Annotated in this window: 8 protein-coding genes and 1 pseudogene; 3 read left to right on the forward strand and 6 right to left on the reverse strand. The window is 70.7% G+C overall.

Annotated elements, in window-relative coordinates; genetic code table 11:
* Window positions 1–308 precede the first annotated feature (308 nt).
* Together Cs7R123_RS38965 and ssd are read right to left on the reverse strand one after the other, a co-directional pair.
* Window positions 309–1331, reverse strand: a pseudogene (locus Cs7R123_RS38965) (TadA family conjugal transfer-associated ATPase); the annotation flags it as partial.
* Window positions 1322–2368: a septum site-determining protein Ssd gene (ssd, locus tag Cs7R123_RS38970; protein WP_212835108.1), complete on the reverse strand. Its 1047-nt coding sequence runs from the start codon at window positions 2366–2368 to the stop codon at window positions 1322–1324. The gene ssd and the pseudogene Cs7R123_RS38965, both read right to left, overlap by 10 nt.
* 487 nt (window positions 2369–2855) lie before the next feature.
* Here ssd and Cs7R123_RS38975 point away from each other — a divergent pair, with 487 nt between their 5' ends.
* Window positions 2856–3665 carry an HAD family phosphatase gene (locus Cs7R123_RS38975; RefSeq protein ID WP_212834136.1) on the forward strand — a complete coding sequence of 270 codons (810 nt, stop codon included), beginning with the start codon at window positions 2856–2858 and terminating at the stop codon, window positions 3663–3665.
* 773 nt (window positions 3666–4438) lie between these two features.
* On the opposite strand, the gene Cs7R123_RS38980 is transcribed toward Cs7R123_RS38975, so the two are convergent.
* On the reverse strand, window positions 4439–5167 hold the full coding sequence (locus Cs7R123_RS38980; RefSeq protein WP_212834138.1) for an oxidoreductase: 729 nt from the start codon (window positions 5165–5167) through the stop codon (window positions 4439–4441).
* A 151-nt stretch (window positions 5168–5318) separates the two neighbouring features.
* Here Cs7R123_RS38980 and acs point away from each other — a divergent pair, with 151 nt between their 5' ends.
* Window positions 5319–7271: an acetate--CoA ligase gene (gene acs / locus Cs7R123_RS38985; RefSeq protein ID WP_212834140.1), complete on the forward strand. Its 1953-nt coding sequence runs from the start codon at window positions 5319–5321 to the stop codon at window positions 7269–7271.
* A 62-nt stretch (window positions 7272–7333) separates the two neighbouring features.
* Here the strand turns inward: acs and Cs7R123_RS38990 are convergent, their stop codons facing one another.
* Both Cs7R123_RS38990 and Cs7R123_RS38995 read right to left on the reverse strand, forming a co-directional pair.
* Complete coding sequence (locus Cs7R123_RS38990; protein ID WP_212834142.1) at window positions 7334–7753, reverse strand: hypothetical protein; 420 nt, start codon at window positions 7751–7753, stop codon at window positions 7334–7336.
* A 92-nt stretch (window positions 7754–7845) separates the two neighbouring features.
* On the reverse strand, window positions 7846–8019 hold the full coding sequence (locus Cs7R123_RS38995) for a phospholipase A2 (protein WP_212834145.1): 174 nt from the start codon (window positions 8017–8019) through the stop codon (window positions 7846–7848).
* Window positions 8020–8279: 260 nt separating this feature from the next.
* Here Cs7R123_RS38995 and Cs7R123_RS39000 point away from each other — a divergent pair, with 260 nt between their 5' ends.
* Window positions 8280–9344, forward strand: coding sequence for a LuxR C-terminal-related transcriptional regulator (locus Cs7R123_RS39000; RefSeq protein WP_212834147.1), 1065 nt, complete (start codon window positions 8280–8282; stop codon window positions 9342–9344).
* Window positions 9345–9720: 376 nt separating this feature from the next.
* On the opposite strand, the gene Cs7R123_RS39005 is transcribed toward Cs7R123_RS39000, so the two are convergent.
* Complete coding sequence (locus Cs7R123_RS39005; RefSeq protein WP_244872422.1) at window positions 9721–11967, reverse strand: immune inhibitor A domain-containing protein; 2247 nt, start codon at window positions 11965–11967, stop codon at window positions 9721–9723.
* Window positions 11968–12146: the final 179 nt, after the last annotated feature.

A 12146-nucleotide genomic window follows, 5' to 3' on the forward strand; every position in this document is an offset into this window, starting at 1 on the left:
GGCCGTCGCCGCCAGCAGGTCGAGCGCGTCGACCCGCAGCCGTGACCGATGCCGGTCGGCGCTGGCGCGCCGCCGCAGGCGCAGGCCGAGCAGGGCGTACCAGGCGGCGATCGCCCCGGCCGCCGCAGATCCCAGCAGCAGCCCCGCCCCGGCGGCCGCGGCAGCCGTGACCGCCACGGTCGCCGCTCGCCGAGACGGCTGAAAAGGCAGGTCCCGGTCGAATCCCAGCAGCCGCCGGGCTCGACGCGACCGCAGCTGCCCCAGCCGCCCGGCGGCGCCCGCGACCGCCGCGCGGGCCCGGATCGCGGTCACGGGCCGACCAGCCAGGTCGGTGGGGCGACGTCGCGTTCGCGCAGCAGGCGACACAGGCCAGGAGCGGCCGAGCCGAGCCCGGCGTCGTGGGTCCAGGCGGGGCGGGCGGTCACGAGCCGGTTCGGGCCGTCGGCTTCCAGCAGGCAGACGGCCTCCAGGACCCGCCCCCGGGGCGTACGCCGCAGGTGCAGCAGCACCCGCACCGCCGCCGCGACCTGCGCGTGCAGCGCGGCCCGGGGCAGCCCGCCGAGCAGGCCCAGCGCCTCCAGCCGCGCGGGCACGTCCCCGGGCGCGTTCGCGTGCAGCGTGCCCGCGCTGCCCTCGTGGCCGGTGTTCAGCGCGGCCAGCAGGTCGACGACCTCGGCGCCCCGGCACTCGCCGACCACCAGCCGGTCCGGCCGCATCCGCAGCGCCTGGCGGACCAGCTCGGTGAGGCCGACGCCACCCGCGCCCTCCACGTTCGCGGTGCGGGCCTGGAGTCCGATCACGTGCGGGTGCACCGGCCGCAGCTCGGCGGAGTCCTCCACCACCACGATCCGCTCCCGGGTCGGGACCTGGGCCAGCAGCGCGTTGAGCAGCGTGGTCTTACCCGAACCCGTGCCGCCCGAGACCAGCAGCGTCAGCCGGGCGGTCACCACCGCGTGCAGCAGCTCGGCCAGCGGCGGCGGCACCAGCTCGGCCAGCGACAGCGAGCGCTGCCGGAACGTGCGCAGCGACAGGTACGGCCCGGACGTGGCCACCGGCGGCAGCACCGCGTGCAGGCGGGTGCCGTCGGCCAGCCGCGCGTCGACGAACGGGGTGCCGTCGTCGAGGCGGCGCCCGGCGGCCGCCGCGAGCCGTTGCGCCAGCCGCCGTACGGCGTCGGCCGACGCCATGGTCAGCTGCTCGCGCATCAAGCCGTGGCCCCGGTCGGTCCACACCTGCACCCCGTTGACGAGCACGTCGGTGACGTCGGGGTCGCTCAGCAGCGGGGCGAGCACCCCGGCGCCGACGAGATCGCCGCGCTCGCTCACGCGGTCACCTCGCGGATGAGCCGGGCGCACAGCAGCGCAAGCGGGCCCCGGGGCGCGGAGGCGGGCGGCTGGCCGCGTTCCAACGCGGCGGCGAGCCGGGGTTCGGGGCGCAGCATCCCGGCCAGCGGCAGGCCGAGGGCCTGCGCCATCTCGGCGGCGCCGAGGCGGCCGGGCGCCGGGCCGCGTACGACGACGGACAGTTCGCGGCGCTGGGCCAGGACCAGGTCGACGACCCGGGCCGCCGCGGCGGCGGCGCGCAGCTCGGCCGGAACGACCAGCAGGGCCCGGTCGGCCGCTTGCAGCACCACCGCCGCGGCCTCGTCGAGGCGGCGCGGCACGTCCACCACGACCAGGTCGCGGCCGCGCCGCCCGGCGTCCAGGGCCGCCGCCATGGCGTCGGCGGGCAGCGCGGGCATGGCGGGCGACTCCTCGTCGGGCACGTCCCGGGCGCAGGACAGCACGACCAGGTCACCGCGGCGGGGCAGCGCCTCGACGAGCGCCGCCGGGTCGACCGGCCCGCTGGTGCGGGCCAGCTGCGGCCAGCGCAGGCCGCGCATCTCCTCCCAGCCGAGCAGCAGGTCGGCGCCGCCGCCGAGCGGGTCGGCGTCGACGAGCAGCGTGCGCAGCCGCTCCCGGCAGGCGGTGACGGCGAGCCCGGCGGCGAGCACGCTGGCCCCGGCGCCGCCCCGGCCGCCGAGCACGGCGAGCACCCGGCCGCCGGCGGGTGCGGTGCGGGTGCCCGCGAGGCGTTCGTGCAGCCAGGGTTCGGCGGCGGGCAGCAGCACCACGTGTTCGGCGCCGAGCAGGTGGGCGTCGTCCCAGGGGCGGGAGTCGCGGCCGTCGCGGCAGGCGATGACGACGCCGGGACGGCGCGGCAGGCGGGCGCGGACGCAGGCGCCGACCTGGTCGCCGCCGAGCAGGACCAGTGGCGGGCGCCCATACCGCAGGCGGGCCGCGCCGGGGTCGTGCGCGACCTCGACCTCGACTCCGGCGGCGGCCGCGATGCGCAGCACGTGGTCGAGCAGATCGGGGTCGGCGGTCACCGCCAGTACGCGGGCGGTGTCGCCGGATCGGTGGTGGCTACGGCTCATGCGGGCACTGTGCGCCGCGATCCGATCCGGACTCCACGTCGCGCAGGGCCCGGCTGTGGACGGCGGGTCGCTTGTGGACGACACGCCGACCGGCAGGTTGATCTGCTATGACGTAAAGGTTTCCGCCGGAAAGACGACGACCCCCGTCCGGGGAGACGGGGGTCGTCCTGGGGTCCGGCCAAAGGGGGGATGTGGGCCGGAACCCGCCCAGCGGCCGCGGGGGGGGTGGCGACCGCTGAGGGCTTGTGTGCGAAAGCATGCCCCACTCGACGGGGCTCCGTCGAGAGGCATCTGTCCCGACACGCCCCGACACGCCGTAGATGATGCCAAGATCCTACGCTGCGCAATCACTGATTCGCCGCTCAGTAACGCGGTCCGGCAGGACGAGCGCAACCCACCGGGCGACGCGGACGAAACATCCCGGCTACACTTTCTCGCCGTGGGCCGCAGCGCCGCGTTTTTTGACCTGGACAAGACCGTCATCGCGACTTCGAGCGCGCTGGCGTTCGGCAGGCCGTTCTACCGGGACGGTCTGATCACTAAGCGTGACGTCGTCAAGACGGCGTACGCGCAGTTCATGTTCAAGCGCGGCGGCGCCGACGACCAGTCGATGGTCCGCACCCGCGACTACATGGCCGAGCTGTGCCGCGGCTGGAAGGTCGACCAGGTGCGCCAGATCGTCGGCGAGACCCTGCACGAGCTGATCGATCCGTACATCTACGCCGAGGCGGCCATCCTGATCGAGGAACACCAGGCGGCAGGCCGCGACATCATCCTGGTGTCGGCCTCCGGCGAGGAGATGGTGGCGCCCATCGGCGCCCAGCTCGGCATCTCCGACGTCATCGCCACGCGGATGAAGATCGCCGACGGCCGCTACACCGGCGAGATCGACTTCTACGCCGCCGGCCCGGCCAAGGTCGAGGCGGTGCGCCGCATCGCGGACGAGCGCGGCTACGACCTCTCCGAATGCTACGCGTACTCCGACTCGGTCTCCGACATTCCGCTGCTCGCGGCGGTCGGCCACCCCAGCGCCGTCAACCCCGACAAGGCGCTGCGCCGCGAGGCCAACGAACGGCGCTGGCCCGTGCTGGAGTTCCGGCACCCCGTGCCGCTGGCCAAACGCCTGCGCAGCAGGCCCGCCGTGCCCATGGCCGCGGCCGCGCTGGGGCTCGGCGTCGGCGTCGCGATCGGCATCGCCTGGTACGGCCGCCGCCGTCGCGCCCGCGCCGCAGCAGCAGCCGCGGGCTGAACGCCCGCCCCACCGCCCGAGTGACACAAGTGCCACAACAGCCCCATCTGTCACACATTCGCGGCGAGGGCTGGCCATCGGCGCGAAACGGGCGTAGAAAAGTGGGTACGGAAGCGTTCTGCAGCCGAAAGTAGCTGGCAGAAGCCAGCTTTCGAGCACGGCCACCGGGCACCCACGCGCGATCTAGCCGTCGTGAAGGCAAAGTCCCGGCGAGACTCTCGGGTCCGTCGAGGGCAGTTAGCCAGAGGTGCACGCCTGGTAACCCGGAGGGACGTGCGCGATGGCGTCGCGAACATGCGGCGCCATCCATAATTTTGCGCCCCGCCTTCGCGGGGCGCGGCGCGCTCGCCTTTCAGGCGGCGTCTTCCCTCGTCGCTGCCGAGCCTTCGGCTCGGGCACGCTCCTCAGTCCAGACGCCGCCGGCGAGCGCGCGGTGGCTGGGGTCGGGGGCTTTTCCCGTGCGTGCGCTTCCGTGTGACGGTGCGGCTTCTTTGCGTGGGTACAGCTTCGTTCACGTGTCCGGCTACGCGTGGGTGCAGCTTTATTCGCGTGGGTACGGCTGCGCGTGGGTGCGGCTGTGCGTGGGTGCGGCTTCATTCGCGTGGGTACGGCTGCGCATGGGTGTGGCTTCGTTCGCGTGGTGCAGTTTCGGGGAAAGTGGTGGAATTCGGCTCAAGATTCCAGCAGTTTCCCCGAAAGTGCTGCTTGCCCGACGTCGGCGCGGCACGGCGCGGCACGGGGCGGGGCGGGGCGGGGCGGGGCGGCGCGGGTCCTTAGAGGAGGGGGTCGGCGAGGGTGGGGAAGTCGGTGCAGGCCTGGGTTACGGCGGTGGTGTAGTGGCGGAGCCAGGAGCGCAGGCCGTCGGGGGTGCCGGTGGCGAATGCGTTCGCGGCGCCGATGTACTCGGGCTCGCGGTCCAGGTGCGCCGTCTCCACGGGGATCACGCCGCGCGGGTCGAAGCCGCTGCCGACCAGCGTGAGGCGGGCGGCGGCCCGTGCCACGACGCCGTTGACGCCGGGGAAGGCTTTCAGCGCCAGGAGTTCGCCGTGAACCACCGCGGCACGGATGAGCGGGTCGCCTGCCTCTGCTGCCACCAGTTCGAGCAGGGTGTCCAGGCGGGCGGCGGCCTCGGGCAGGGGTTTGCCCAGGTCGTGCTCGGGGAGCACGCCGGTGCCCGCGAGCAGGTGGAGGCGGGCGAGCACCTGGCGGGGCGACTTGTGCCAGCGTTCGTGCAGGGTGGGCAGTGCTTCGGCGACGCGTAGCGAACCCTGGAGGACCGCGTCCAGGACGGTGCCGCCGCGTACGGCGCTGAGGTCGTACCGGTGGCCCTCCAGCGCGGCGCTGGCGACCGCGCACCGCAGGCTGATCTCGGCGGCGACCGCCCCGCCCTGCCGCCGCAGCGCGCGGTGCCGGTACGCGCCATCCACCGCAGCGCGGGCACCGTTCACCGCAGATTCGACGTCGGCCAGGTTCAGCAGCGGCGCCAGGGGGTCCATAGTCATGCCCGGAGACTAGCCGCCGGAACGAAAACGGCTTGTAGGCACTTCGCCCGAAATTGTTAGGGACCCTAACTGTAAAGCCGCGTCACGGCGACGTAACATCAGCCCGAGACCGACGTCACAGGCTAATTTGACACCCCAAGGAGGCGCGGCAGTGAGCGAGACCCTGGAGAACCTGCTGCATGAGTCGCGGCGGTTCGACCCGCCGGCGGAACTCGCGGCGCAGGCCAACGTCACCGCTGAGGCGTACGCGGAGGCCGACGCCGACCGCCTCGCCTTCTGGGAGACCCAGGCCCGCCGCCTCGACTGGGCTCAGCCGTGGGACCAGGTGCTGGACTGGTCGAACCCGCCGTTCGCGAAGTGGTTCGTCGGCGGCAAGCTCAACATCGCGTACAACTGCCTGGACCGGCACCTGGCCAACGGCCTGGGCGACCGCGTCGCCATCCACTGGGAGGGCGAGCCGGGCGACACCCGCACCATCACGTACGCCGAGCTGCACGCCGAGGTGTGCCGGGCCGCCAACGCGCTGACCTCGCTGGGCGTGAACGCGGGCGACCGCGTCGCGATCTACATGCCGATGATCCCCGAGGCGGCCGTGGCCATGCTGGCCTGCGCCCGCGTCGGCGCCACCCACTCGGTGGTGTTCGGCGGCTTCAGCAAGGACGCGCTGGCCGGACGCATCCAGGACGCGAGCGCGAAGGTAGTCATCACCGCCGACGGCGGCTACCGCCGCGGCGCGCCGAGCGCGCTCAAGCCGACCGTCGACGAGTCCGTGGCCGAGTGCCCGACCGTCGAGAAGGTGCTGGTCGTGCGGCGCACCGGGCAGGACGTGGCGTGGGACGACAGCCGCGACCTGTGGTGGCACGACGTGGTGGGCACCGCGTCGGCCGAGCACGAGCCGCAGGCCTTCGACGCCGAGCACCCGCTGTTCATCCTGTACACGTCGGGCACCACCGCGCGGCCCAAGGGCATCCTGCACACCACCGGCGGCTACCTGACGCAGGCGTCGTACACCCACTCCGCGGTCTTCGACCTCAAGCCGGAGACCGACGTCTACTGGTGCACCGCTGACATCGGCTGGGTCACCGGCCACAGCTACATCGTGTACGGCCCGCTGTCCAACGGCGCCACCCAGGTGATGTACGAGGGCACCCCCGACACCCCGCACCGCGGCCGGTTCTGGGAGATCGTCGAGAAGTACCGCGTCACGATCCTCTACACCGCGCCGACCGCGATCCGCACGTTCGCCAAGTGGGGCGACGACATCCCGGCCCAGTTCGACCTGAGCTCGCTGCGCCTGCTCGGCTCGGTCGGCGAGCCGATCAACCCCGAGGCCTGGATGTGGTACCGCGAGCACATCGGCGGCAACCGGTGCCCGATCGTGGACACCTGGTGGCAGACCGAGACCGGCGCCATCATGATCTCGCCGCTGCCCGGCGTGACCAGCTGCAAGCCCGGTTCGGCGATGGGCCCGCTGCCCGGCATCAAGGCCGAGGTCGTGGCCGACGACGGCTCGATCGTGGGCAACGGCGGCGGCGGCTACCTGGCGCTGACCGGCCCGTGGCCGTCGATGCTGCGCACCATCTGGGGTGACGACAAGCGGTTCATCGAGACGTACTGGTCGCGCTTCGCCGAGCAGGGCTTCTACTTCGCCGGCGACGGCGCCAAGCGCGACGAGGACGGCGCGATCTGGCTGCTGGGCCGGGTCGACGACGTGATGCTCGTGTCGGGCCACAACATCTCCACCACCGAGGTGGAGTCGGCGCTGGTCGCGCACCCGGCGGTGGCCGAGGCCGCGGTCGTCGGCGCCACCGACCCGACCACCGGCCAGGCCATCGTGGCGTTCGTGATCCTGCGCGGCGGTGCCGAGGCCGAGGTGGCGGAGCTGCGCGAGCACGTCTCCAAGACGCTCGGCCCGATCTGCAAGCCGCGCCAGATCATGCTGGTCACCGAGCTGCCCAAGACCCGGTCCGGCAAGATCATGCGGCGCCTGCTGCGCGACGTGGCGGAGAAGCGGTCGCTGGGCGACGTCACCACGCTGCAGGACTCGGCGGTCATGAACCTCATCGCCGCCGGAATGAACTCCGGTTCCTCGAACGAGGACTGACCAGCGTACAAGGACTTACACGCGAAGCGGGGGCGGCCCAGGGGCTGCCCCCGCTTCGTCGTTCAGGCGGTGCGGGGGCGATCCGTCCAGCGGCGCAGGCCGAACCCGGCCAGCGCGAACAGCATCGCCCCGAACAGCACGAACGGGCTCAGCATCATCGTGCCCAGCATCCACAGGTCCGCGCCCATGGACTCGTAGCGGAACTCGCCCAGGAATGCGTAGAGAACCAGCGGCGGCAGGCTGATCGCCACGGCCGTCCAGGCGGCGCCTCCCAGCGTTCGCAGCCACCACCCGCCTGCCACGGCGAGGACGGCGAGCACGAAAGGCAGGGCGATCTCGCCCCAGGTGGTCAGGTAGTGGTAGTTCACCGAACCCGGCTCCACCGGAACAAGTTCGTGCCGGAACGGCAGGCAGACCACCCCGGCGATGAGAGCGGCCACTGCCAGCGTCACGATCCGGACAGCCTTGGCCGAGTTCCGCATCGACATTCTCCTTTCGTCGTGACCGTGGCGGCCGGATCATCCCCGGCCGCCACGGTCGACCCGCCTTCAGTCAAGGCAGGTCAGTCGGTCGATCAACGGAAGTGGCTTGCTCCGCCGTTGCGGACGGCCGTGTAGTACGTCAGCGCCCAGCTGCGGCAGTGCGTCCGGAGCCCGATGATCTTTCCATCGCAGATGATGCCCATGTCCGACCGGAACTTGTTGTCGATCTGGCCCCGGTTGTACTCGGTGTTCCACTTGAACCGCACGTAGTCAGGCTGTAGCAATTTATCAAGGGCAACGGCGCCAACAGGTTTGTGAAGTGCCGGAAGGGGCTCCCCCGTGGAGCCCCTTCCGGCAGGATCGCCGGGATGTTGCTGCTGTGGAGATGTTCGTGGAGGGGCGCCTCCGGCCGCCAGGTTTCGGCCCGCCGTTGCGGGATCCCGCAATCTCCCGGTCTCAGTTCGATCACGACGGCAGACGCCCGGCCATACCCGGTGATTTCCTTCTGCCGTCAAGGAGGTCGAACATGACGTCGCAGAGCATCCCCGCGGGGGCCGCGGTGCCGCTGCTGACCAGGTGGGGGCTGACCCCGGACGCGGACCTGGTGTTCCGCACCCTGGCCACCTGCGGCCCAGACACCGCAGCAGGCCTCGCCCGGTCACTGGGCATGTCTCGCAGACGCGTCGACGACGCGCTGGAGGACCTGTACGGCGCCGAGTCCGTCGCACCGGCGGGGCGGCGGACTGGGCCGCGCGAGGAGGCGGTGTGGCGCGCCGGATCGACTGACAGCGTCGTCCAGCGGTTGCGCCGCCGCCAGCACCGAGCCGCAGTCCAGCCACAGGTGCGCTGCTCGGTCCCGCGAGCCGACGCGGTCGGTCTGAGCCCCGACATCCGACACCTCACCAGCCGAGACAAGGCCCGCAAGCGGCTGGTGGTCCTGTTCTCGCACGCGCGGCATGAGGTGCTCACCCTCAACCCGGAACAGGCGTTCGAGGTCGCGTCCATGCGGGGCGGGGCAACGGCTGGCCGGCATCTCGGCGAACGCGGTGTGCCGACCCGGATCATCGGCGTTCAGGCTGCGGACCCTCACCGGCTGGTTCCTTACGGCGGCCTGTCGTCCAGACCGTGGGCGAGCTACCGGGTGCGGTCGGACGTGCCTATGAAACTGATCGTCATCGACCGCCGCGTCGCGCTGTTCCCGGTCGACCCGCACAACTACGAACGGGGCTACCTCGAAGTCGCCCAGACCGCGTTGGTCGCATCGCTGGTGGAGACGTTCGAACGATGCTGGTCCGCTGCTCAGTCTCCCCAGGAGGTTCCCATGCCCGTGTTCCCGCTCACGCCGCGGGAGGAGGCGCTCGTCAGCCTGCTGGTGCAGGGGCTGACCGACGCCGGTGCGGCACAGCAGTTGCAGATCAGCGAGCGGACCGTCTCCAATCTGCTGCGCAACCTCATGGACCGGCTCGGCGTGGAGAACCGGTTCCAACTCGGCGTCGCACTCGGCTCGTTGCGCGTTGCGCAGTATCCGATCGGCCGTACCGACCTCTCCGCGAGCCGGTCCCATGAAGATCACGAAAGAGAGCGAACCTGATACTCCGGTAACTAGCTGTCAATGGCATGTTGCTGCCAGTCGAACCTCATGACATCGAGCCATCCCGGTGGTTCAGTGTCTGTGCTCGGGTTGACGAGCGAATGGCATTCCGTTCCGGTCACGACGACGCCCTGAGCTGACCGATGCTCGGCGTGCAGCTCGTCTTTGAGCACCGCGACGGCGTGGCCGCCTCGCGCGAGGTCTTCGAAGAGGCGGTGCGGTGTGCGGGCGACTTCCCGGTGTCCGCCTCGCCGCGTGCCACCGGTGGCCTCCGCCGCTCGGACAGCCGTCGCAGAACGGCGGCTGGAGCTGACGGGTCGGAACATGGCAGAAGGGGCCCGCCCCGGAGGGCAGGCCCCTTCTGTTACCTACTTACTCAGTTCTTGACCTGGAGCAGGACCACCGGCAGCGAGCCGGGGATCTCGAGCCACATCGTGATCTTCACGCCGTCACCGGCGACCTTGGCCGAGTTCCACGGGTTCGCAGCCGACCAGTAACGGTTCGGGTCCGAGTCGTCGAACGTCGGGATGCCGGGCCGCGACGGAATGTTGAGCGTCATGTCGCCGCGGTGGAGCGTGACGGCGTCAGTGCTCTGCAGACCGAAGGTCGCGTCGAACGGCTGGCGCCGGTTGCCCAGCAGGCTGCCGTCCGAGAACGTCAGCGGCGCCGGGCGGGCGTCGATCGGCAGCGCCAGACCGTGACCGGCCTGGTCGTCCGCCGAGGTGTTGTTGTCGCCGTACGCGTAGTTCACGTACCACACCAGCAGGCCGTCCTGGTACGGGAACTTCTCCACCCAGTCCGGCTTCGAGCCGCCGACGAAGTTGTACGGACCGGTCTTCAGGTTCTTGTCGTAGCCGGTGTAGGACCGGTACTCCGCGAGGTAGAAGTGGTCCGCGGTGCGGGTGCTGGTACCGGTGAAGCGGGTGAACCCGCCGGCGGTCCAGGCGCCCACGCCAGCCTCGACGTCGTCGGAGAAAGCGCCGACGCCATCGGTGGTGAGGGTGATGTTGTCCAGGAACGGACCCGAGTAGTGCACGCCGCCGTCGGTCTGGTAGCGGAACCGGAACTTGACGGTCTGGCCGAGGTACGCGGACAGGTCGTACGAACGCCCCACCCACGCCCCAGCCGAGCTGCCGTCCAGGCCCTCGGTGACATCCACGCTGCCGTCGGTGCGGCCGCCGACGTTCGTCCAGCTGGCCCCGCCGTTGGTGCTGACCTCACCGTAGAGGTAGTCGAAACCCTCTTCGATGTCGTACATCACCTTGGTGCTGAGCGACGCCGAGGTGGCGCCGGTCAGGTCGATGGTCCGCTCGAGGGTGTTGTTCAGGTCGTCAGCCGACCCGCCCCACCACTCGTACGAGCCGGAGAACGGCGTGTTCCAGTTGGTGGTCAGGGTCTGCTGCGGCAGCGGCACGAGAACCGCCTGCGGCAGGCCCTTCGGGGTCGCCGCCGAGCCCAGCGAGACCATCTTGGTCTTGCCGTTCTCGACCGTGGTGTAGTCCAGCCAGCCCAGGAAGAGCTTCTCGTACGGCCCCATGTAGACCGGCGAGGTGCCGATCTCCGTGGTGCTGTGGCTCATCCAGGAACCGCCCGACATCAGCGTCCAGAACGCGGTGCTGTTGTCGCCACCGGCGGTGTCGTACAGGTCCGGCAGACCGAGGTCGTGGCCGAACTCGTGCGCGAACACGCCGAGACCACCGTTCTCGGGCTGGATGGTGTAGTCACCGATCCAGATGCCCGTGGTGCCGATCTGGGTGCCGCCCAGCAGCGCCCCCGTCGGACCGGTCGAGCCGGCGCCGTTGGAGTACGCGTACCAGCGGTGCGACCAGATGGCGTCGGCGCCCTGGGCGCCGCCACCGGCCTCCTCGCCCTCTCCAGCGTGCACAGCCTGGAAGTGGTCGATGTAGCCGTCCGGCTCGTTGAAGTTGCCGTCACCGTCCGCGTCGTACCGGTCGTACACGTCGAACTGCTTGAGGTAGTCCGCGACCTCGGCCGGGGTCTTACCCGCCGCGATCTGCGCGTTGTACCACGCGTTCGCCGTGTCCCGGATGAACGGCCAGTAGGTGCTCGTCTGGCTGAAGTTGTTGCTGCCGTAACGAGCCTCGTTGTACGGCACCTGCACCCAGTCGGACACTGAGGCCTTGGTGGTGTACTTGGCACCCGACTGCTGGTAGTAGAAGTCAGCCACGGACTCCGTCGACCCGTTGTAGACCTGGTCGAAGTGAGCCTGGTTGAAGTCCGACTTCCAGTTCGTCGAGTTGTCCTGCGTGCGGTCCGGCTCCGGGATCTCGTTCTTCTGCGGACCAGGGGTGCCGCCGATCACGGGGTGAGTCGTGTCGCTGAACTGCGAGAGCACCACGAAGATGGGGTCGACCTTGTCGGCCTTCTTCTTGAGCTCGGCCCAGCGGTTGCCACCCACGCGAACGACCTGGGAACCGTTGCGCTCGATAGCCTTCGCCTTGCCCGAGATGACCGCGGCGATGGCCTGCTCGGTCAGGTCGGTCTTCGACTCGGCCAGCGGGTTCGGCAGGTTGTCGGCCTGATGTGCGTACGACGGTTCCTGCGGATTGACCGGCTTCGGCGCGCCGTCTGCGGGGGCACCCGTCAGACTGGCAGCGACCAACGCGGCGGTGATCCCGACTGCGCTGCCAATTTTGCGGATTCGCAAAGGGTCCTCCCTCCCTTTGACGGAGACGACGCGGTCAGCACGGCATGGTTGGTCGGCCTGGCCGTGTCGTCGATTATGAAAGCAGCCTTGCATAACTGACCGTCGCTGTCATCAGTTGGAACGTTCTCAGATTT

Source organism: Catellatospora sp. TT07R-123, assembly GCF_018327705.1.
Classification (GTDB): Bacteria; Actinomycetota; Actinomycetes; order Mycobacteriales; family Micromonosporaceae; genus Catellatospora.